Source organism: Atopobiaceae bacterium (genome assembly GCA_022483015.1).
Classification (GTDB): domain Bacteria; phylum Actinomycetota; class Coriobacteriia; order Coriobacteriales; family Atopobiaceae; genus JALCUE01.
In genome coordinates this window covers 939,292-959,963 of sequence record JAKVOB010000001.1, presented here as the reverse complement: position 1 = coordinate 959,963, position 20,672 = coordinate 939,292, and the positions used below count along the sequence as shown (strand labels likewise).

The window sequence follows — 20,672 nt, the reverse complement described above, 5'->3', positions numbered from 1 at the left end:
TGTCGTCACTCCCTGCCAGGGCCGTCCGCGATCGCGGACGCCCTGCAACATGCGTACGTGAAGATCCATACGCAGGCCACGAACTGCCCGCCGAAGAACCAGGCGAGCGTGGCGTAGGGGTTACTCATCCCCCTCACCTCCCCTGTCGCGGGCCACGTGACGTCGGAGGGCCCACGAGCCCGCGACGGCACCGACCGCGCAGGGCGCCAGCGCGGCGGCCGGGACGAGCGGGAGCCCCTCGTCGCCGGTCTTGGGGAGGCCCTCCGTTGGGACGACCGGCACCTCGACGATGCCCACGGTCTGTCCCTCGTCGGACAGGTCCGCATGCGTGGCCACCACGCGGCCCTCGTGCGTGACGGTCTCGAAGGCGACCACGTCGTGGCCGGCCAGGGACGTGCCGTCGAAGGTGAAGGTGACGTCCACGGTGCCCTCGGTGGCCTCCGGCGTGAACGTCGCCGACGAGGTGACCTTGCCGCCGTCAGCACCTGTCACGTCACCGCCCGTCCCCTTGTCCACGAGCGTCCCCGTGACCTCGTACTCGCGCCCGGGGACGAGCCCCGAGTACTCGACCGTGTCGACGATGGTGACCTCGGCGGAGGCCTCGGCCTCGTGGTCGCCGTCGGCCGCGTCGGTGGCCGTCGTGCCGATGGCGGGCACGCCCACGGTCTGCCCCTCGTCGGAGAGGTCCGCGTGCGTGGCCACGACCTTGCCGCCGCGGCTCAGCTCCTCGGTGCAGACGAGGGAGCGGCCCTCCATGCCGGTCGCATCCACCTCGAACCTGACCTCGCAGGTGCCCGACTCCCCGTCGGGGACGAGCTCCGTGGTGCCGGTGGAGAGCACGTCGCCCGTCCCGGAGTCGACCAGGGTGCCGGACACGACGTAGGCCTTGCCGGGCGTGACGCCCTCGTAGGAGACCACGTCGACGACCTCGCCACCCTCGGTGGCGTCGACGAGCTTGTCGCCGTCGGCCGCGTCGGTCGCGGTGGTCGACACCTTGGGGAACGTCACGCTCTGCCCCTCGTCGTCGATGTCGGCGTGGACCGCGTACGTGCGGCCCTCGTGCGTGAGCTCCTCGAAGGCGACCACCGTTCGGCCGGCCATGAGGCTCGGGTCGAACCTGAAGGTCACGGTCTCGCTGCCGGACGGCGCCTCGGGCGTGAACGTGGTGGTCGAGGTGACGGGCTCGCCGTCGGGACCCGTGACCTCCTCGCCGGTCCCCTTGTCCATGAGGGTGCCGGTGATCTGGTACTCCTTGCCCGGGACGAGGTTCTCGTAGGCCACGACGTCCTCGAGGGTGACGTCCCCGTCGGCACAGGCGTCGTGGGCGCCGTCCTCGGCGTCCGTGGCCGTGGTCCCGACCTTCGGGATGTCCACGGTCTGCCAGTCGTCGTCGATGTCGGCGTGGGTGGCCACGACCTTCCCGTCGAGGGTCAGGCTCTCGAACGCGACGACCGAGCGGCCGGCGAGTGCCGACGTGTCGAGCTCGAAGGTGACGGTCGTCGTGCCCGTGGAGAGCCGCGGGGTGAACGTGGTGGTCGCCGTGACGGCGTCGCCATCCGCGTCGGTCACGGCCTTGCCCGTGGAGCGGTCCATGAGGGTTCCCGTTAGCTCGTACTCCCTGCCGACCGTGAGGTTCTCGTACTCGACCGTGTCGGTGAGCGTGGCCGTGGCGTCGGCCTGGGCCATGTGCTCGCCACCCTCCCCCGTGAGGGTGGTGGCGATGGCCGGGCCCTCCTGGTCGTCGACGGTGCCGCCGTTGACGCACGTGGCGTCACGGGTGACCGTGACGTCGAAGCTCACGAGGTCGAGCCCCTCGTTCGCCTCGCAGCGGAGCTCGGTCACGGAGTAGGTGTCGTAGGGCAGCGCCCCCTTGGAGTCGTCCGCCGCGGTGGCCTGCGAGGTGCTCCCCGAGAACCACACCCCCGCCGCGGCGGAGGTGGCGGCACCTGTGGTCGCGTCGTCGTTCGAGTTGGTGCCCGAGGTGTGGGCGTTCCAGGACGACGAGGTGCTGGCCTCGCCGTTGGCGTCGGTCACGACCACGTGGGCCTCGCCGGTGCTCTTGGACGTGATGAGGAACGGCACGCCGGCAAGGCGGGCCATGCTGCCCTCGCGGACCTTGACGAGCGACAGGTCGCCGCGCTTGACCTGCTCCGGGACCTTCGGCGCGACGTAGGCCGAGACGAGCTCGGCGGTGCCAGACGAGGTCACGTGCGCGACCTGCGTCCCGCCGGTGGCGAGGTAGCCCTCGGGTGCCGCCGTCTCGCGGACGGTGACGGTGCCCACGGGGACGCAGGCCCTGCCGGCCGCGTCGTGGTAGAGCGCGTCGCCCTTGGCGGACGAGAGGTCGGCCGTGCCGTCCGTCTCGGTGGTCACGGTCCAGGTGCGCGTCGCCTTGGGCGGGAGGCTCTCTGCGTCGTACTGGCCGTCGTAGTAGCCGACCTCGAAGGTGGCGCCGCCCAGCGTGCCGGCACCGAGCGCGGAGGCCCTGCCGGTCTCGGCGTCGAGCTTGGCGAGGACGGTCCCGAGGTCGTTCACCTGGGGCGCGTCCTCGGCGGCGACCTGGGTGACCTGGCCGCCGGCCACCTTGAAGGCTATGACGTCGCCCGAGAGCGCGTAGTTGCTCGCTGGCGTGGTCTCCTTCGCCCAGTAGCTCCCCTGGACGAGCCCGGAGGCCGACCCCCTCCCGGCCGCGTCGGTGGTGATGGTCGCGACCGCCTTGGTGCATGCCGCGTCCGAGTAGACGGTGTAGACCGCACCAGCCAGCGAGTAGCTCCCGTTGGCGTCCGTCACCTCGTGGTTGGCCGAGGACTTGGTGAGCTCCACGCCACCCTTGGCCTCGGAGGTGAGGAGCATGCGCTGGCTCGAGTCGTTGGCGTACCAGACCGTGCCGCACCCGAGGTTGGCCCCGCCGGAGGCCTCGTAGGCCTCGGCCTCCTGGCAGAACCGTATCCCCAGCTGCGCGAGGTCGAGCCTCTCCCCGGAGAGCCCCTGGGCCGTGAGGTCGTAGCCACGGTGGTACCAGATCGCGATCTGCGTCACGGACCTCGCCTCGCCGGCGCTGAGCGTGCGGCCGCAGATCGTCGTCCCGTTGGGGTAGCCATAGGCGACGAGGTAGCTGAGCACGGTGTCCGAGCCGCCCTCGCTCGTGTATGTGACCTCGGCGTTTGGCCCGTGCTTCTCGCCGTCCATGCAGTAGGCCACCCCGGAGTCGGACCCGTCGTCCGTCCTCTGGTAGCAGCCGAAGCTCGATGCCTCGTACGGCCCCACGTCTCCCCCGTGGTCGTTGTAGTAGGACGCCTGCTCTCCCTGCGCGAGCGCGGGCGTGGCCCCCGAGACGCCCAGGGTCTGCCCCACCAGGCATGCGACGGCCGCCATGACGACGGCCACCCGTGCCGCGGTGCCGCCGCGCAACGCCCCTCTCACGTGCCTGCGGACGGCCTCGGCCGCCCCTCTTCCCTTTGATGACATGCTCCCTACCTCTCCTGTGTCCCGGCGGGCACCTGCGTGCCCGCCATCACGTCGGATGCCGACCGTGCCTCCTGGGCCCTCTCGCCCAGCGTCCTGTCCGTCGCGTGCTCCCTGGCCCATGCGGCCCGCTCCTCCGCCATCGCCTGCCTGATGGCGGACGGCATGACCTTGACGGTCTCCCGCTCGTTCCTGCCGTTGCCGTCGGGCATGGGGTTGCCGTCTGCGTCTAGGACGTCTCGACGGAGCCACACCTCCCGGTCCGCGAGCAGGGGCACGTCCCGGAAGTCCTCGCCCTTGTAGCGCGAGGGGTTCACGAACAGGGGGCTGAACTCCCAGCCGCCCATGTCCCTCCCGTCGATGACGGTGCCCGGTGGGACCGTCACCACGTTGAACGTGCGCTCCTCGCCCGTGAGGGCGTCCGTGTAGCCTATGTGCTCCCTCACGAAGCTCCTGTGGAAGGTCAGGTAGACCTTCTCCCTCTCCCCTTCTGCCATCTGTCTTGCTCCCTTCTTCTCCGGGGCCCCGGCGGGGCCCTTGTCGGCAGGTATGTCTAGCCGCCGAGCACGTCCCTGGCCCATGCCCCGCTCTTGACGAGCGAGAGGATGAGCAGGATGCACATGGCGAGGTACTGCAGTGCGTAGCTGAGGCCGCCCACGACCGAGTCCACGGCCGTCCCGGTGCCGGCGCTCGCGGCGTTGAGGCCGCCGAGCACCACGGGGAACGAGATGAGCAGGACGACCACGATCAGGCCCGCGAGGCACACGGCGGCGAAGTGCTTGAGGTAGCCCACGCCCATCTGCCGGGTCTCCTCGAGCGAGATGAGCGAGAGCGGGATCGGGCTCAGGGCCGCCATGAGGTAGAGCTGGATCGCCCGCGCCCACGTGACCACGAGCGCGACCACGTAGGCGACGAGCACCACCAGCCAGCTCACCAGCGCGACCACGATCATCGCGAGGAGGGCCGCGACGTCGTCCTCCGTTGTGACGATGCTCACCGCGTCGAGGTCCATGGCGCCGCCCGCCCCGAACAGCGACGTGGTCCTGGTGATTGCGAGCCGCACGACCTCGTAGAGCGCACCCATGAGGTCGAAGGAGTGCTGCACCAGGAAGAGGAAGACGGCGAAGAACACGAGCAGGAACACGACCTCGCGCACCCCTGGCATGCTCGCGTTGCCGTCCATGCGCTGGGACACGTGGATGAGTTGGATGGTGAAGACCAGTGACAGGACCCCGCAGCCGATCGGCAGGACCGCCGTCTCCCACACGCCGTGGGCCATGTCGTGGAGCGTGGTCCCGCCGGCCGTGCCGAGCATCTGGTCGAAGGGCTTCGAGAGCACCCCGTCCACCCCGATCGACCCCAGCACGTCGGCCTGGGCCCCGAATATCCAGTTGCAGGTGTCGCGCAGGACCCCGCACATCCACGAGTTGATGTCGTCCGCGATCGACGCCCAGGCGGGGGTCGGCGCGAGGAGGCACGCGAGGACGGCGAACGTGAGCGTCGCGGTGAGCGCGACCCTCATGCGGGTCGCACGTGCGGTCATGGCCCCCATGGCTAGCCTGCCACCGAGAACGCACCGTCGGACCAGGTGACCGACAGGATGGTCCTGCCCGGGTCGTCGCACGTGAGCGTCGCCGTCACGTCGCCTGCCTTCGTGTCGAGGTAGACCTCCCCGTCGAACGTGGCCTCGCTGGCCGCGAGCGCGTGGGCCGAGCACCAGGAGGCCACGGCGGCCTCGAGCCCGGGCCCGTCTCCCCCGACCAGGTCGAGGTACGCCCTGTCGACGCCCGTGACCGTCACCGTGCCGCCGTCCTCGGGGGCGGGGACCCAGGACCGGGACACCTGGAAGGCGTCCGAGGACGCGCGCATGCCGTCGCCCGACCCCGTGACGGTGACGACGGCGGTGACCCTGCTCCCGTCGGCCCTGAGCACGTCGAGCTCGCATCCGCCCGTGCCGTCCGAGACGACCTCGTAGGAGCACGTGTAGGTGTTGGTCCCGTCCGTCTCCACCAGCCTGCCGTCCGAGAGCGTCATGCGTCTGCCGGCGTCGTCCGGCGACATCCACTCGCGCGATGCCAGCCTCTCGGTCGCCGTGGGCGTCTCGGTGGTGGTGGCGGCCGTGGGCTGGGCGGCCTCGCCCGTGGCCGCCTCGGTGGCTGCCGCCGCGTCCGCCCGCCCCGTCGCCGAGCACCTCGCGACGCTCGCGAGCACGAGGACCGCGACGGCGCCTGCCGCCGCGACGGCCATGACCTTGTTCTTCCGTTCCATGTGGTCTCCTTCGTCTAGAACCTGACGGCGCAGGTGAAGTAGCTGATCCCCTCGGCCACGCGCACGTGGTCGCCGGGCTTCGGTGCATGTATGTACGAGTTGCCGCCGAGGTAGATGGCGACGTGGCCGGGCTTCCAGAGGATGTCGCCGGCACGTGCCTCCGAGAGCGGGACCGACGTCCCCGCGGCATGCTGGTCCTCGCTGTTCCTCGGTATCGAGATGCCGGCTTGCGCGTAGCACCACTGCGTGAGTCCCGAGCAGTCGAGGCCGACGTAGGGCGTCGTCCCTCCCCAGACGTACGGCGTGCCGAGCTGGGTCATGGCCGCCGCGACCACCGTGCCCCCGTCCGCGGACGTGGATGAGGCGAGGTCGGCCACGGTCATCGCGTCGAAGCGCCTGAGCCCGTAGGTGTCCATGACCGACTTGAGCGAGTCGACGTAGGAGGAGGACGTCGCGTAGCCGGCGTCCTTGAGCCCCTCCGCCATGAGGTCGGAGCTGTGCTCGGAGATCGCCTGCCGGATGAGCGCGTTGTCGGCGTAGCGGCTGTTCTGCAGCAGCACCCGCGAGCGGAACCTGATGCAGTCCTCGTACGACGCGAAGCACGTGAAGGCGTCGGTGATGGTCACCGACTGCCCGTCGTATTCCTCGCCCGTCTGCCAGGACTCCTTGCCGGTGACCTCCGGGCACGAGGCGAAGCTCGAGGCCCACTTGATGCCGAAGAGGTTGTTGTCCCGCGTGGCGAGCCCCGAGAGGTGGTCGCCCACCCCGGACTCGAGGATGATCTGGGCGATGGTGCAGCCCGCCGGGTGCCCGTACTCCTCCTGGCAGCGCAGGGCCTCCTCCACCATCGAGTAGGTGATGTAGGGAGGCAGTCCCGCGACCGACCGCTTGGACTCCTCGTTCTCCCAGAACCCGAAGACCGATCCCAGGAGCTGGGAGACGACCACCGAGGCGAGCACGAACGCGAGGATGCCGGCGAGCACGCCGGCGACCGGGACGGCCGCTGCCGGTGCCGCCGCGGCGACCGCGGTGCCGCCCGCCTTGGCCGCCGCGCCGGTGGCCGCTGCCTGCGCCCGTGAGGCGGCTGCGGCACTCGCCGCCCTCCGCGACGCGAGGGCACGCGATGCTCCCCGTGCTCTCGTCGCATGCCCCGCATGCCTGGCGCGGGTCGCGCGCAGGACGGACGTGCGCGACCTCCCTCCCGCTCCCCTGGTGGCGCCGGCCCGCGCCTCACCGGAGCGCAGTGCAGGGCCCCCGGTCCTGGGGGCGTCGGCGCTCCCGGGACCGCCGGCACCCGTCCCCGCCTGCCCCTCGGCGCCCTTGCCGGCCGTGGCCTGCTCGCGCCCGTCCCTCCTCAGTGATGCGTCGCGCCGGGCCCGCGCGGCCCTCGACGCCGTCCGCCCCGTCCCCTCGATGGCGTCCTCGGAGGCCTCGCGGCCGTCGTCGGAGTCGGGGTCGGCGGCGGTCGCCCCTCCTGCGAGGTCGCGTGCGGCACCGAGCGCCCTGGCGCCCCTGGTCGCCGTGGCGCCACGCCCGCCATGGGCATGTCGGGACATGGCGCCTGTGCGCTCGTCGGCGTCGCGGACGATGCCGGACGTGACCGCGTCGGTGCTCCCCTCGAACGCGACCTCCGACGCCTTGGGGCGCGTGCGCGGCCCGTCCTCCGCCGTCCCGCTCACCTCGCGCGCCTCCCCGCGGACGAGGCGGCGGCACGCTTGGCCTCGGCGACCTCGTCCGGCTTGGTGTTGAACAGGTCGTAGAGCGCGCCCTTGGGGAAGTCGTCCTTTATGGGGACGCGTGCCCCTCCCGCGACGAGCAGGCCCTCGCCAGGCTTCACGGACTCGTCGATGTAGCGCGACTCCTGCTCCGACAGCCCGAGCAGGTCGACCCATGCCTTGCGGTCGAGGGAGCTCTGCTTGTGGAGCAGCACGAAGTCGGAGTTGAGGACCATGTTCCTGGCCTCCTCGTGCTCGAGCATGTAGACGGAGTTCTGGGTGATGCCGGTGCAGATGAGGTTGAACTTGCGACCCTCCGCCCAGAACTTCGAGAAGTAGCTCACGATCGACGGATGCTCGAAGAGCGACTGGACCTCGTCGATGTAGAGCCAGGTGGTGATGCCGCGCTCGAAGTTCGAGTACATGCGGTTTCGGACGCTCTCGAGGGCGGTGAGCATCCCGAAGACGCGCATGTTCTGCGAGAGGTCGCGGAAGTCCACGTTCGTGACCCTGTCCTCGAACCCCACGTTGCTCTCGTGGTTGAAGAACGAGGTCGCGCCCCTCACGTAGCGCTCGTAGCGGAGGGCTATGTCGCGCGCCTCACGCTCCGGCTGGGCGAGGAGCGTGTCGTAGAGGTCCTGGAGCGTCGGCGTCGCGGCGCGGGCGTCGCACGCCTCGTAGGCCTCCTCCACGCAGCGGCTGATGATCGACTTGTCGGCCTCTGGGAGGCCCTGGCTGCCCTCGGCCATGGTCGCGCCCGACAGGGCCAGGAACGCGTCGATCTTGAACGCGCGCTGGGCGCTCGGGCTCTGCTCGGCGACGTCGGCGAGGTCGAAGGGGTTGAGGTGGGCGCCGGAGTCGGGGCCGAGCCTGATGCTGGTGCCCCCGTTGGGCACCACGACGGGCGAGTACTCGCCCGCCGGGTCGAATATGATCACCTGGTCCTCGGGGTAGGCGAGGATCGTGTTCTCTATCTCCCGCTTCACCGAGAAGCTCTTGCCGCTGCCGGGCTTGCCGGCGACGTAGCCCATGGGGCTCGCGAGCCTCTTCCGGTTGCAGATGACGAGGTTCGAGGACTCCTTGTTCTGGCCGTAGTAGCCGCCGCCCGCCTGGTTGACCTCCTGCGTGGCGAACGGCATCTGGATGGCGACCTGGGCCGTCGTCATCATGCGGCTCACCTCGACGTGGTTGTTCCCCAGCGGGAGGACCGAGTTGAGGCCCTCTCGCTGCCGGTAGTCGAGCGTGTCGAGGTCGATGGAGTTGGAGCGCGCGGCACGCATGATCTGCATGACCTGGTCGTCGAGCTCGGCCGGGGTGTCCGCGTAGGTGTGGACGAGCCCCGTGTACGAGAAGAGGCGCTGGTTCCTGTTCTGGAGGTGGTCGAGGAGGTCCTCGGCCTCGGCCTTCGAGTACTTGAGCTCGGACGGCAGGATCTCGAAGTCGTAGCCGCGCTTCACGGCGCTCATCTGCTCGTCGATGATCTCCTTGTCCATCCACGCGAGGCGCTGCTTCACGTAGGAGATCGCCCTCGCCTTGTCCATGCCCTGCACGTGCAGGACCACGGCGAGCGGGATGGGGAGGTCGATGAGCTCGGCGAGGCAGCGGTCCGAGAGCTCGCTGCCGAAGGAGCGGACGACGAGCGTCTGGCACCACTTGCCGTCCACCCTGAGGCAGGTGGACGACCCGCCGGGCTTGGTCTCGATGCAGGACGGGCATATGAGGTCCTTGGTCCTCAGGCCCGTCTCGGCACCCACCATGCCCCAGTCGAAGTCGAGCCTCCGCCCGGGTCGGAGCAGGTCGTTCACGACGCGCAGCCGCGCCTCCCCGTCGAGGAGCCCGACGTCGCAGCGGATGCGCTGGAGCGCCTGCGTGACGTCGCCGCGGACGCGCGCGAGCCTCGGCACGGCCGAGGCGGCGTCGGCCGCGCCCACCGAGAACGTGAGGTAGCGGTCGCGCACGAGGTTGGAGACGCCCTCGCGCATCTTGTCGTTGAGGATCCGGTTGTACTCGGCGGCGAACCGCCCCGTGATGGGGTCGGACCCGTCGAAGAAGGTCCTGTTCCCGATCTCGTCGGCCGGTATCGGCGTGTTCACGACGGAGAGCTGGACCGAGCTGTCGGCCCCGAAGGAGTCGAACAGCTGGCACCATGCCGAGAAGACCGCCTCCTGGGCGTCCTTCCTGGCGGACTGGTAGCTGATGTCGGAGAACGACACCGTCTGCGAGAAGAGCCCCTCCTCCACCTCGCAGATGCCGTCCCTGTACATCGCCTCGAACCCTATCGCGTTGTAGACGTCCCTGGCCGCGCGACGATGGCGGCGCCTCTCAGCGACGGAAGTGCTTAGCTCGCGCTCCTGCTCCCGCATCCTCCTGCCCATGGGCTTGCCTCCCGGCCGCGGCGTGCGCCCCTGGTCGGCCCCCTCGTCCGTCTTGCCCCTCTTGGCTCGGCTCATGGAGCTCCGCCCCCTTCCTCCTAGACTTCCTCCGGTATCCCCTCGACTCCCTGGCGGCGAGCCCCTGCGGCGGCGCGGCCATCGAGCAGCTGCTCCTGTAGAGGAGCAGCCCGTCGCCGGTCGCGTGCTCCCACAGGAGCGGCACGAACCTCTCGGCCCGCATCCCGTGGGGGCGCCAGAACCCCATGAGCCAGAACGGCATCGAGGCCGCCATGACGGGCAGGCTCGCGTCGGCCGGCTCGACGCCGAGCAGCACGTGGCACGCGGCCGCCGTCCCCACCGAGGTGGCGAGGCCGCCCGCGACGCAGCCGAGCGTCCTGAGGCTCAGCTTGCCTACGACCTTCTCCGTGTACTCGCCTATGTCCTTGTGGACCGCGACGCTGAGCGACATCGCCGCCCCCTAGGCCGGGAGCCACGAGGTGTCGAGCATCCCGAAGTAGACCGAGGCGGCGATGATGATCGCCCCGCCCGCGATGGTCGAGATGGCGCTCGCTATCTGCGCGCCGCCCTGCTGCTCGCGTATGGCGAGGCCGAGCGACACGGCGCCCCAGACGACGAGGAAGCCCCCGAGGAAGGAGACGCACCCCGAGACGAGGCTGATGATCTGTGAGAGCATGTGGTGCCTCCATGACGTCGGCGCGGCGGTGCCGCGACCGTTCCCGTGCGCCGCGACGCCCGTCCGGGGGAGGCGCGGCGCTTCGCCTCCCCCGCGGGCTCCCCTATTTCATGGGGACCACCCCCTCGCGGAGGCGCGGGTGCCTGGCCGGGTCGTACTTCCCGTCGATGACGGGGTCGGCCCCGGCGATGAGGACGATGGCGCGGCGGCGGTCGAGCTTCGCGACCTCGGCCGACTGGATGAGGTCCCGCTCGGCGACGTTCCTGCTCTGGGTCGAGTTGGGGTTGGCCCCGCGGCTCTCGCTCGTCCCGAGGAGCGAGACGGTCTCCTTGCCGACCTGCTCCGAGACACCCCTGTTGGTCTCGGACGACTTGCCCCCGAGGAACAGCGTCGTGTCGCAGCAGTCGACGATCGTCTGGGCGTCGTCCCCGTAGCGGCTCCTGAGCTGGGCCGTTGACTGGATGATCACCGAGACGCCGATGTTGCGCGAGCGCACGACCGCGACCGTCCGCTCGAAGTCTGGGAGCCGCCCGATGTTGGCGAACTCGTCGAGGACGAGGTGCACCGGCACGGGAAGGCTCCCGCCGTGCTCGCGGAGGGCCCGCTCGCAGAGCAGGTTGGTCGCCTGCCACACGAGGAGCGCCAGGACGAACGAGTAGGTGCCGTTGGTGTCGGACGACGTCGCGAAGATCGCGGTGCGCCGCCCCGCCTCGCCCATGCGGTCGAGCCCCATGTCGTCCCGCGAGAGGAGCTCCCTGAGCTCCGCGCTGTCGAGGGCGCTGAGCCGGGCGTTGCAGCTGATGATGATCGACTTCAGGGTCTTGCCGGCGGCCGCCTTGAAGGCGCGGTAGCGGGAGAGGGCGAAGTCCTGCTCGGGCGTGAGCGGCTCCGCCACCCGCACCCACCTGACCCTCGCGGCACCGCCGCAGAAGGCCCGGCCGCCTGCCTCCTCGCCCTCCTCGTCGACGACGCACCTGCAGCCCGTCTCGACCTCGCGGAACAGGAGGTCGAGCGGGCTCTCGAATCCCTCGTCGGCCTCGCTCGCCTCGGCGAGCGACAGCAGCGTCATGAGGCCTGGGAGGTTGGCGTCCTCCCGTTGGCAGTGGTCCACGAGGTAGGCCACGAGCGCCGTGTAGAGCAGGCGCTCCGAGTTCTCCCAGAAGGGGTCGGCCGAGTCGTTCCTCGTTCGCTTCGTGTTGGCGATGAGGCAGTCGACGAGCTCCAGCACGTCCTGCTGAGACCTCACGTACGCGATGGGGTTGTAGTGGTCCGACCTCCGGAAGTCGACGGTGTCGATGCGGCGGACCTCGTAGCCGAGGGGCACGAGCATCGGGCCCACCTCGTCGGCCAGGGTGCCCTTGGGGTCGGTGACGAGGTAGGAGGCGTTGGCCTGCAGCAGGTTCGGCAGGACGTAGCTCCTCGTCTTGCCGGAGCCCGAGCCACCGACGACAAGCACGTTGCGGTTGCGCTCGTATCGGGGATCGTGGTCGGCACGCGCGAGCGCGAGTGACACGTGGCTGGTGAGGATGATGTTGGCGTACGGGTCCGTGGGGTCGGCGAAGCGCGACGCCTCGTGCGGCGTGGCCCACCTGGCCGACCCGTGCTCCTCGCCCTGGCGGTAGTTCCCGGCCCGGACGAGCTGGTACGACCAAGCGACCCACACCCCGCAGCACGCGAGCGTCCCGACCGCCAGCGGCACGGGGTCCAGCGAGGGGACGGGGCCATTGGCGGCGAGGTATGACGGGACCTGCGAGACGGCCGCCTCGAGGTTCGAGGCGGCCTGCCCCGGCATGGCCGAGAGCGTGGCGGCGTAGAGGTCTCCCGCGAGGAACGCCGCCGCGGAGGCGAGCGCGACCACGGGCGCGGGGAGGGCTCGGGTCCTGCTCACTTCGCCCTCGTCTCCTGCTTGTGGTGCCGCGGCTCGGGAGCGTGCTCAGGTGCCTTGGTCTCCTCCTGCGCCTTGGACGCTGCCCTGACGCGCGTGGCACGCTCTGACAGCGGCTCCTCGTCCCGACCAGCCTCCCGGTCGCATCGTGCCCGCGACCGTATCTCGGCGGCGGCGCGCTCGCCGGCCTTCCTGGCATCGCCCGCCAACGTGTCGAAGCTCGCGGAGACGCCAGGTGCGTCTGCCGTGCGGAAGACGAGCCAGCTCCTGCCCTGCTCGTCGTCATTGAAGTAGTGGAGGAAGCCCGTCCGAGGACAGCCGCGCGTCGATCGCGGAGCGGACGGCTGGGAAGTCGTCGAGCTCCTTGAACTCATGGAGGTCGAGCTTGGCGTACTCAGGGAGCGAGGTCCTCGTGGCCCGCCGCATCGGGCGCCATGTCCCGCGCGTGCTCGAGCGCAGGCCGTCAGCCTGTCGACGGCCCTCTGCACCTGCTCCTGGGACGAGCCCGCCCCTGGGTGCCTGTTCGCGTAGAGGACCGATGCGCATGGTCCACTCGTAGAGCTGCTGCCCGGCATCGTCGCCGAAGTCCTCCGCCACGCCGTCACCTCCCTGATGACGGCGAGCCACCTCGACGTTGACGGGCCACCTTGCGGCCACTGTTTACCGAGTCGATGTTGGATGCCGAGCGTGGCCCGCCGCGACTGATTACACAGGAGACGGCTGGCGAGGTGGGCGGCGTTGTCTGTCCTGGCGAAGACAGACAACGCGCTGTCCGAAGGACGGGGTAGGATGAGGCATAGGGCAACAGGAAGAAGGCAGACTCATGGCTAGTGTTGGCGATATCGCTCGAGCCATCGTCGTCATAGCCGCTGGCATCAGTTCAGCAGACGACCAGAAGATGCTCTATGAGGCACGCGACTCATTATTCAAGCTCCAAGATGAGAACCGTGAGCTCAGAGAGAAAGCGGACGAGCTGTCCACCAAGCTCCGCAGGCGCGAGGAGCTCAAGCGCGACGGCAGTTCTTACTATCTCGTCGAGGATGATGGATCACGCTTTGGCCCCATATGCCCCAGCTGCTACGAGGATTCGGGGATTGTCATCTCTCTAGCACGGGGAAACGGGGAAGCACGCTGCTCCGTGTGCGGCAAGAAGTACTCAGGGGTGGTCGGTTCGGTACCAGGCAGACAGACCCACATCGGATAGCGCCCGGACTCATTGCGCTGCCAGGGCACCGACAGATGGCCCTGGATTCAGACCTCCCGTTAGAAGAGCTTCCGCGCTCGGCATCTCTGGTGCTCAAGATAGCCTCTCAGAAGCCCTCAAGTCCCGACAGTGTTTGCCCAGAGTTTTCCTTGTCGACCTTCGGAGATCTCATCGGAAGACTGGTCTCCACCCTCCTCCTGTCCCCGCCCAGAAGGGTCACGTCCATACACGTCTCCGAAAGCCTCGATACGATGGCCTCGGCTGTCTCGCGCTCGCCCTTCTGGGAGAGCCGCTGCCTGAGCCCCTCCATCGTGTACTGCGACGTGATCACGGTCGGCAGCATCCGCTCATAGCGGGCGTTCACGAGCGTGAAGAGCATCGTGAGGGCCCACCGCGTGTTCGATTCCTTGCCCAGGTCGTCGAGGACCAGGATCCCGCAGGACAGGTAGCGCTCCATCTCGCGCTTGCTCGAGGCCCCGCTGTCGTAGGTCTCCTGTATGTTCGTGAAGATGTCCAGCGCGGACGAGAAGATCGCGTCGCACTTCTTCGCTATGAGCGCCTTGACGATACCGGCGGCGTTGTACGTCTTGCCGGTGCCCACTGGGCCATGCACGTAGAGCCCCGTCGAGGTCTCGTCCTTCACGAACGAGTCGACGTACGCCCTGCAATAACCGTCCGTGAGCGTGGCATCGGCGAACTTCGCCGGGACGCCGGCCCTTGCGAGGAGGCGCGCCTTCTCGCCCTGCTCGGCCGTCTCCGCCGCATCGGCGACCTCCCGGTCCTCGCGGCGCTCGCCCTGGCACCCGCACCTCGCGTGCGACACCCAGTAGACCTTACCAGCGAAGACCGCCCCGAGTTGGTCGAGCGGCTTGCCACAATGCGGGCAGGGAACCTTGTCGGGCTCCTGATCGACGAGCCCCGCCGCCATTGCCTCCGATGGCAAGACCAGGCGCCCCTTGCCCCTCTCTTCTCCATCCACTCTATTCTCCTTTCTAATCTTGGGTGACATGGTGTCAGGGGTGGGGGTGACATGGTGTCACCCCTTTCGGCCATAGGGGGTGACACGCTGTCAGGGGGGTGACACGGTGTCATGACATCCTGTCACCCCCACTGGCCGCCGTGGAGAATCGCTGAGATCACTTCCCTGTTCACGCGATACTCCCTGGTGCTGCAGCCCGTCTGATGCCGCCTCATCCCGATGTCGTCGATGAGCCCGGACGCACATAACCTTGCGAACGACCTCGCGGCCTGTCGGCTGCTGATTCCGAGGAAGTCGGCGCATCGTCCCCTGCTCTCGTAGTAGCTGCCGTCGGGGTCGGTGCAGAAGCTCAGCACCCTTGCGTAGACGAGGAGGTCCACTCCCCAGAGTCCGAGCTCGTGCGTCATGAAGCGGTAGATGGTCACGTACTCGTCGGGCCTCTCGCTAGCAGCCATCCCCGGCCCCCGGCCTCATGGCCCTCTGGTCCCTCCAGAGCACCGTGTGCCTGTCGAGCCATGCCACCAGGTCCTCGCGGTAGATGAATCCGTTCCTCCTCTGACCCTCGAAGCAGCGGAACGGCATCGGGTCGTCGGCCTGGTCTGCGAGCTCCCTTATTCGCGTGACGTGAACGTGGAGCAGGCGCGACACCTCCTCGATGGTGTAGTACTCCTTGATGCTCACGCCCCAGGAACCGAGCGTCGTGCATCCGTCCGCGCGCGTTTCAGCCATGACCGATCATCTCCAATCGGAGGGGTTGACGGCCGGCACGTAGGCGCAGCTAATCCCATGGGCCAGTGGATAGGGTGTCTCAGCCTCGTTTGCCAGCCATGGGTCCTTTGACGTTAACGCATGCCAAGGACACTTATTCATATCTCGCAGGGCAGCGCATCCCGAGGCGATCTCCTCACAGCTCCCCATCGTCGCGGCCCTCCTCAAGGCCGGCATAACGCATGAGGGCGGCACGGTTGACACGCCATTGGAAGCCGATCTTCACGCTCTTGATCTTGTTGAGGCCGCAGAGCCTCGTGACCGTTCGGGAGGAGACATTGAGGATGTCCGCCGCCTCCCTAACGCCTATGAGCTCTGGCTCGCGTCTTGGCGAAACTCCGACCTCACCGTTTGGTGCCATGTGACTCGCTGTCATCCTTGCTCCGATCTCCTGCCGTCGACTTGGTGCAAGGGGCAGACTAGGGCGACTTGCCCACGCGGCATCACAAGGGGAAGGGCCTAGGGTCTCCTAGCATCTTGCAGGGTCGGGAGTCACAGAACGACCATCCTCGCGCTCTTGGCGAAGACCTGCGGGGACGTCGAGGACGTCCTCCAATGACCGATTTGAGGCGGTTTGGGACTGCCTGGCACCGTTGGCGGCGTCGGGATAACTTGCAGCGGATTGGCCTCCATAGAAAGCCCATTCGCACGCTATTTGGTGCGCGCGCACCAAGGGCCTTGGTGCAAGACACAAAAACAGGCCATCGGACAAGCCGATGACCTGCATGTTTTTGGTCGCGGGGGCTGGATTTGAACCAACGACCTCCGGGTTATGAGCCCGGCGAGCTACCAGACTGCTCCACCCCGCAATATGTGGAGCGCTCGTAAGCGCAAGAGAGAACATTACACGGCCTTGGAACCATTGTCAACTCAGGATGTCTGCTGACTTACCGACGCGGATGGTTCCTCTCGCCTGACCTACCCTACCTCGGAATACGTCTGCTCGAAGTTCTCCACAGCACCGCGCAGGTTCGCGGCCGACGTATAGGCACAGGTCACCAACGTCGGGGCGATGGTCTTGAACGGCAGGGTCGCCTGGAGGTCCTTTACCTCGGCCTCCAGCAGGGGAATGAGGTGCGGGTTGTTCGAGATGCCGCCACCCAGCACGATCATCTGCGGATCGAAGCAGTACTGCAGGTTGAACAGGGCCCTGGCCAGCGTAGACGTCATCGTGTGGACCTCGTCGGCCGCGACGTCGTCGCCCTCCTCCGCCAGGTCGAAGACCTCCTTGCCCGTGACCTCGTGACCGGTGCGCTCCTTGTAACGCGCCGCCATAGAGACGGGACTCGCCACCTCGGAGAGGATCCGACCGTCCTTGGTGATCGCGAAGCCGAACTCGCCACCCAGAAGGTGGGCGCCGTGCCAGAGCTTGCGATCGATGATCACGGCGCCGCCCACACCCGTGCCGATGACCACGAAGAGCAGGCTCGTGGCATCCTTGCCCACGCCGTCCGCCACCTCGGCCAGCGCAGCGCAGTTGGCATCGTTCTCTATGCTCACGGGCAGGCAGAACCTGCGCGCGAGCTCGTCCCTGATGTCGAAGCCGTGGATGTAGGGGATGGCGCTCGAGCTCTCGATCACGCCGGTCTGGCTGTTGGGAGCACCGGGCGAGCTCATGGCCACGCCCTCGATGGGATAGCCCTCGCGCGCGGAGGCCACCTCGGACTCGAGGGCCTCGTAGTAGCCGTCGAGCGAGTCGGGCGTGGGTACGCTGTGCTCGTCCACCAGCTTGCCGTCGTGCCATACCGCGAGCTTGATCGAGGTGCCGCCCACGTCTATCGCCATGAGGTCGCGCATGCCGTGTCCCTTCTCCTGCCATATTCTGTCTTGAGTGGTATCGCGCATCACATTCTAAGGTCTCAGGTCATAGGCACCTACGCCAGGGACCATTCGCCCTCTTTCAGCGCAAGCTCGAAGGGAGCCAGCGGCTGGCCGAAGTCGTCCCGTATCACGAGATGAGGGTAGTTCTCGTAGCCGTACCTCACGCGGGTAGTATTAGCCCCTACCGGAATAAGTACCCGCGGCGGGTCATTCTGCACCGTCATGCAGACGCGGTTCCATCCGGTATCCTCCCGCACCTCTGCCACAGCGTCGCCGTCCGAAGCAATCGACTCCGCATCGTCCACCTCGACCGTCAGGGCATCGTCGCGAAGGTGAACCTTACCTGGCACGGGTGTACCGTCGCAGGAATGACTCGACAGTACGCGCCCCAAACGCTCACCTGCCACCCGCTTGGAGGCGGGGTGTATGTTGTGCTCGTCACCCGTGTCAGCGATGGAGACGAGATGGACCCCAGGCATCTCGTACGAGACCCTGAGCTGGGCCTGACGCACGAGCGCCCACGAGTCTGGCAGGTCATCCGCATACCCAGGGAGCTGCATCACATAGATGGGGACCTCGGCATCATGCAAGGCATGACGCCAGGCACCGATGAGCCCGGTCAGGAGCTGGTGATAGAGCTTCGCATGCTTCGAGTCGTCCTCACCCTGGTACCACACGATTGCGGAGTACGAGTAGGAGCTCGCCGGCACGAACATCGTCCCATAGAGCCCCGAGGGCCTGTAGGGGCTAGTAGGACGCGCCGGGGGTGGCCAAGGCGTGTGCCCCACCACGTTCTTGGCCTCGCTCAGCGTGCGGTCCGGATGGGCGGCACGATACCTCGCAAGGTCATCGTTGTGCCTCTCGACCAGCGACTCGTAGGTCTCCTGCTCCCGATCGAAGTCCGCCTCGTCCTTGTCGGCTATCGCCGCCTCGAAGGGCTCGACATAGGCCTCATGGAGGCTTGGGTCCACGAGGACCTCAGGCGGCACCCAGCACGAGGCCGACGTCCCGCCCTTGAAGCAGTCGACGAGACCCACGACCTCATCCGGATGCTCCCGGTGGATGGCCTGGAGCGCATAGTAGCCCACAGCGGAGACGTTGCCCAAGGAAGCGGAGCCGAGTGGCAGCCATGCACCCCCGTCGAGTCCCTCGGGCATGACGGAGCCGTCATCTGCCAGGTACTCAACCTGCGGGACGGTATACACATAGGCCCACGGCTGGGGCATCGCGTCCAATGCCTGGACGTAGCCCTCGTCCTCCCGCATGCGGAACTCGATGTTGGACTGTCCGCCCAAGAGATAGACGTGTCCGAACCTCACGTGCTCCACGACTACCTTGGCCCCGGACTGTTTGTCGTCCACGACGAGCGACCCCTCCTTGGGATGCGCGTCACCCCCGGGATCCACCTCGACCGACCAAGTGCCCGATGCAGTCACCGAGGTCGTGACCACCTGCGAGGCCACCCTCACCCTGATCATCCGACCAGGCACACCTCGCCCGCTCACGCGAAAGGTGCGTCCGCTAGGAAGCACCATGTTGTCAGAGAACAGCTTGTCGAGCGCGAGCTCCATGTGATCCGTTGCCCCTCTCCCCCGCATCAGCCGTACCGGCGGGGTATGCGAATGGTCCTTCTCGTTGCATATGGCACGTACGTCCACCCGACGGGAGGCGAAGGAGAGGGGCCTCCCGTCGAGCGGGCGCACGGACCTGCCAGGTGCCGTCAGGCGACCGCGGGAGCCGACTTTGAGGTCGGCAGCTCCCCAACAGCTATGGCATCGGCCTCGAGCACCGGCGAGTCAACCTGCTCGCCGGCACCATCTGTCTGCGCCTTCTCCTCGTCAGGATCGACCTCGGGGTTCACCTTATTATCGATCTTGATGAAGGGGATGTAGATGGCCGTGGTCGCAGCGAGGATGACCGCCTGGACCAGCAGCCCGTTTATGGAGCCCGTGTACAGCAGGCCCGAGATCAGCGTCGGCACAGTCCACGGCACGTTGTTCACGATGGGCCCGATGAAGCCTATCTGCGTGAAGAACAGGCCGATGTAGAAGCCGAGGGGCTGGGCCACGACGAACGGGATGAGATAGAGCGGGTTGAGCACGATGGGCAGGCCGAAGGTGATCGGCTCTGAGATGTTGAAGATGGCAGGCATGATGGGAATCTTGGTGATCTTCTTGGCCGACGCCCTCTTCGAGAAGAGGATGAGGGCGAGCACCGGGGCGACCGAGCAGGTGCCGGCGGCGACGGTCGAGAAGTTCATGTACAGGGTCGAGTAGATGTTCTGGGCCTGGCCGAGCATGTTCTGCGTGTCATTGATGTTCCAGGTAAGGCCGAAGATCGGGCCCCAGATGGACGTGGGATGGATGCCGAACCACTGCAGCAGGCTCCACGTGAACTGCGAGACGAAGGCGAACGCGCCGGTGTTGGAGATGGCGAGCGCCGGTGCCTGGAGCAGCGTGAGGAAGAGCTCAGGCATGCTCTGGCCGGTGAGCGACGTGCTCAGGCTCGTGAGGATTACGAAGAAGCCCATGGTGGCACAGCCAGGGATGAGCGACTCGAAGCTGCGGGCCACCGCAGGTGGCACGGAATCGGGCATCGAGATCTTGAGGCCCTTGTCGAGCACCGTGTTGTAGATCCAGACGGCGAGCCCGGTGATCACCAGCGCGGCGAATACGCCCTTGGTACCAAAGAACGTGGTGTCCATGTAGTTGAGGACGTTGATCGAGTCGGTCGTGTCGGTCGGCGTGTACGTGAACTTCCAGGGCATGCAGATGAAGAAGGAGCCGAGGGCATACAGCACCGAGGTGAGATGCTCCTCCGCATGGGGGAAGTACTTCTTCGAGAAGGTGCGAGCGAACACGACTACCAGCAGCACGGCGAACACGTCGAGCGAGCCATGCGAGACCAGGCCGATGAGGGTGCTCGCGGTCCCAAGTCCCGAGTACAGTCCGGACGCCTTGAACGCGTCGGCAGACCCGAAGATGAGGGCACCCAGGTTGAGGCCGCTGTCAGAGAAGATGAGTCCCGATGACGGGCTCACAAACACCGAGGAGATCATGAGGGCGAAGCCCGCGATCATGCTCGTCGCAGAGACGAGGATGAACGAGTCACGAAGCGTGAGCAGCATCTTGTTGCCCGCGAACTTACCTGCGACCCGGGTGAACGAGTCCTCGAACCTCTCTACCTTGTCGTTCGACATCCTATTCAACACCTTCCTTGGCGAGACGTCCGGCGATGATGGCGCCGTCCATGCTTCCGAACTCCTGCATCGTGAGCTTCACGACCTTCTTGTCGGGATACTCCTTGACCACGTCGTCGTAGACGTAGCGGATCTGCGGCGCCAGCACGATGACGTCGGCAGAGGGTGCCTTGTCATTGAGGTCGGCATAGCCGTAGGCGTCAATCGTCATGTTCCTGTTCGTCTGCTCGAAGTACTTCTGGACCTTTGCCGCAGCAAGGCTCGTCGAGAACCCCCCGCTGCAGAACAGGGCCACCCTTGTC

19 protein-coding genes, 1 tRNA gene and 1 pseudogene are annotated in these 20,672 nt (G+C 67.5%); 1 reads left to right on the top strand and 20 read right to left on the bottom strand.

The window, feature by feature from the left end; translation table 11 throughout:
• Positions 1–120: 120 nt before the first annotated feature.
• The 11 genes and pseudogenes from LKE50_04270 to LKE50_04220 all read right to left on the bottom strand — a co-directional run bounded on the left by LKE50_04270 (position 121) and on the right by LKE50_04220 (position 12,996).
• Positions 121–3,468 carry a VaFE repeat-containing surface-anchored protein gene (locus LKE50_04270; protein ID MCH3967825.1) on the bottom strand — a complete coding sequence of 1,116 codons (3,348 nt, stop codon included), beginning with the start codon at positions 3,466–3,468 and terminating at the stop codon, positions 121–123.
• A 5-nt stretch (positions 3,469–3,473) separates the two neighbouring features.
• Positions 3,474–3,962 carry a DNA gyrase gene (locus LKE50_04265; GenBank protein ID MCH3967824.1) on the bottom strand — a complete coding sequence of 163 codons (489 nt, stop codon included), beginning with the start codon at positions 3,960–3,962 and terminating at the stop codon, positions 3,474–3,476.
• 56 nt (positions 3,963–4,018) lie between these two features.
• Positions 4,019–5,008 carry a conjugal transfer protein TrbL gene (locus tag LKE50_04260; protein ID MCH3967823.1) on the bottom strand — a complete coding sequence of 330 codons (990 nt, stop codon included), beginning with the start codon at positions 5,006–5,008 and terminating at the stop codon, positions 4,019–4,021.
• Between the two features lie 11 nt (positions 5,009–5,019).
• The gene (locus LKE50_04255) at positions 5,020–5,733 is read right to left on the bottom strand and encodes a hypothetical protein (protein ID MCH3967822.1); all 714 of its coding nucleotides are present in this window, start codon (positions 5,731–5,733) and stop codon (positions 5,020–5,022) included.
• 14 nt (positions 5,734–5,747) lie between these two features.
• Entirely contained in the window at positions 5,748–7,412 is a 1,665-nt protein-coding gene (locus LKE50_04250) for an NlpC/P60 family protein (protein MCH3967821.1), read from the bottom strand.
• Positions 7,409–9,898, bottom strand: coding sequence for a conjugal transfer protein TraC (locus LKE50_04245; protein MCH3967820.1), 2,490 nt, complete (start codon positions 9,896–9,898; stop codon positions 7,409–7,411). Before LKE50_04245 ends, LKE50_04250 begins: the two co-directional genes overlap by 4 nt.
• Before the next feature lie 187 nt (positions 9,899–10,085).
• Positions 10,086–10,289 (bottom strand): annotated as a pseudogene (locus LKE50_04240) (PrgI family protein).
• Positions 10,290–10,298: 9 nt separating this feature from the next.
• On the bottom strand, positions 10,299–10,514 hold the full coding sequence (locus LKE50_04235) for a hypothetical protein (GenBank protein ID MCH3967819.1): 216 nt from the start codon (positions 10,512–10,514) through the stop codon (positions 10,299–10,301).
• Positions 10,515–10,617: 103 nt separating this feature from the next.
• Positions 10,618–12,402, bottom strand: a complete 1,785-nt coding sequence (locus LKE50_04230; protein MCH3967818.1) for a type IV secretory system conjugative DNA transfer family protein — start codon at positions 12,400–12,402, stop codon at positions 10,618–10,620.
• Positions 12,399–12,773 carry a hypothetical protein gene (locus LKE50_04225; protein MCH3967817.1) on the bottom strand — a complete coding sequence of 125 codons (375 nt, stop codon included), beginning with the start codon at positions 12,771–12,773 and terminating at the stop codon, positions 12,399–12,401. The genes LKE50_04230 and LKE50_04225 overlap by 4 nt, the downstream gene beginning before the upstream one ends.
• A complete protein-coding gene (locus LKE50_04220) occupies positions 12,682–12,996 on the bottom strand; it encodes a hypothetical protein (GenBank protein ID MCH3967816.1) in 315 nt (104 codons plus the stop codon). Before LKE50_04220 ends, LKE50_04225 begins: the two co-directional genes overlap by 92 nt.
• A gap of 226 nt (positions 12,997–13,222) precedes the next feature.
• Here LKE50_04220 and LKE50_04215 point away from each other — a divergent pair, with 226 nt between their 5' ends.
• Positions 13,223–13,603: a hypothetical protein gene (locus LKE50_04215; protein ID MCH3967815.1), complete on the top strand. Its 381-nt coding sequence runs from the start codon at positions 13,223–13,225 to the stop codon at positions 13,601–13,603.
• Positions 13,604–13,709: 106 nt separating this feature from the next.
• Here the strand turns inward: LKE50_04215 and LKE50_04210 are convergent, their stop codons facing one another.
• The 9 genes from LKE50_04210 to LKE50_04170 form a co-directional block, all read right to left on the bottom strand.
• Entirely contained in the window at positions 13,710–14,546 is an 837-nt protein-coding gene (locus LKE50_04210; GenBank protein ID MCH3967814.1) for an ATP-binding protein, read from the bottom strand.
• A gap of 158 nt (positions 14,547–14,704) precedes the next feature.
• On the bottom strand, positions 14,705–15,037 hold the full coding sequence (locus LKE50_04205; protein ID MCH3967813.1) for a hypothetical protein: 333 nt from the start codon (positions 15,035–15,037) through the stop codon (positions 14,705–14,707).
• The gene (locus LKE50_04200; protein ID MCH3967812.1) at positions 15,027–15,311 is read right to left on the bottom strand and encodes a helix-turn-helix domain-containing protein; all 285 of its coding nucleotides are present in this window, start codon (positions 15,309–15,311) and stop codon (positions 15,027–15,029) included. Before LKE50_04200 ends, LKE50_04205 begins: the two co-directional genes overlap by 11 nt.
• Positions 15,312–15,486: 175 nt before the next feature.
• On the bottom strand, positions 15,487–15,711 hold the full coding sequence (locus LKE50_04195; GenBank protein ID MCH3967811.1) for a helix-turn-helix domain-containing protein: 225 nt from the start codon (positions 15,709–15,711) through the stop codon (positions 15,487–15,489).
• Between the two features lie 371 nt (positions 15,712–16,082).
• Positions 16,083–16,159: transfer RNA gene (locus LKE50_04190), tRNA-Met, on the bottom strand.
• Positions 16,160–16,268: 109 nt separating this feature from the next.
• On the bottom strand, positions 16,269–17,147 hold the full coding sequence (locus tag LKE50_04185) for an ROK family protein (GenBank protein MCH3967810.1): 879 nt from the start codon (positions 17,145–17,147) through the stop codon (positions 16,269–16,271).
• 77 nt (positions 17,148–17,224) lie between these two features.
• Positions 17,225–18,742 (bottom strand): hypothetical protein, encoded by a 1,518-nt coding sequence (locus LKE50_04180; protein ID MCH3967809.1) that lies wholly within the window; start codon positions 18,740–18,742, stop codon positions 17,225–17,227.
• Positions 18,743–18,891: 149 nt separating this feature from the next.
• Complete coding sequence (locus tag LKE50_04175; GenBank protein ID MCH3967808.1) at positions 18,892–20,370, bottom strand: PTS transporter subunit EIIC; 1,479 nt, start codon at positions 20,368–20,370, stop codon at positions 18,892–18,894.
• A gap of 1 nt (position 20,371) precedes the next feature.
• Positions 20,372–20,665 carry a hypothetical protein gene (locus LKE50_04170; GenBank protein ID MCH3967807.1) on the bottom strand — a complete coding sequence of 98 codons (294 nt, stop codon included), beginning with the start codon at positions 20,663–20,665 and terminating at the stop codon, positions 20,372–20,374.
• Positions 20,666–20,672 lie beyond the last annotated feature (7 nt).

Bases quoted from the DNA above. Each gene is read 5' to 3' on its own strand.
- LKE50_04270 (MCH3967825.1), bottom strand. From the start codon at position 3,468: ATGTCATCAAAGGGAAGAGGGGCGGCCGAGGCCGTCCGCAGGCACGTG.
- LKE50_04265 (MCH3967824.1), bottom strand. From the start codon at position 3,962: ATGGCAGAAGGGGAGAGGGAGAAGGTCTACCTGACCTTCCACAGGAGC.
- LKE50_04260 (MCH3967823.1), bottom strand. From the start codon at position 5,008: ATGACCGCACGTGCGACCCGCATGAGGGTCGCGCTCACCGCGACGCTC.
- LKE50_04255 (MCH3967822.1), bottom strand. From the start codon at position 5,733: ATGGAACGGAAGAACAAGGTCATGGCCGTCGCGGCGGCAGGCGCCGTC.
- LKE50_04245 (MCH3967820.1), bottom strand. From the start codon at position 9,898: ATGAGCCGAGCCAAGAGGGGCAAGACGGACGAGGGGGCCGACCAGGGG.
- LKE50_04235 (MCH3967819.1), bottom strand. From the start codon at position 10,514: ATGCTCTCACAGATCATCAGCCTCGTCTCGGGGTGCGTCTCCTTCCTC.
- LKE50_04225 (MCH3967817.1), bottom strand. From the start codon at position 12,773: ATGAGTTCAAGGAGCTCGACGACTTCCCAGCCGTCCGCTCCGCGATCG.
- LKE50_04215 (MCH3967815.1), top strand. From the start codon at position 13,223: ATGGCTAGTGTTGGCGATATCGCTCGAGCCATCGTCGTCATAGCCGCT.
- LKE50_04205 (MCH3967813.1), bottom strand. From the start codon at position 15,037: ATGGCTGCTAGCGAGAGGCCCGACGAGTACGTGACCATCTACCGCTTC.
- LKE50_04200 (MCH3967812.1), bottom strand. From the start codon at position 15,311: ATGGCTGAAACGCGCGCGGACGGATGCACGACGCTCGGTTCCTGGGGC.
- LKE50_04195 (MCH3967811.1), bottom strand. From the start codon at position 15,711: ATGGCACCAAACGGTGAGGTCGGAGTTTCGCCAAGACGCGAGCCAGAG.
- LKE50_04185 (MCH3967810.1), bottom strand. From the start codon at position 17,147: ATGCGCGACCTCATGGCGATAGACGTGGGCGGCACCTCGATCAAGCTC.
- LKE50_04180 (MCH3967809.1), bottom strand. From the start codon at position 18,742: ATGGAGCTCGCGCTCGACAAGCTGTTCTCTGACAACATGGTGCTTCCT.
- LKE50_04175 (MCH3967808.1), bottom strand. From the start codon at position 20,370: ATGTCGAACGACAAGGTAGAGAGGTTCGAGGACTCGTTCACCCGGGTC.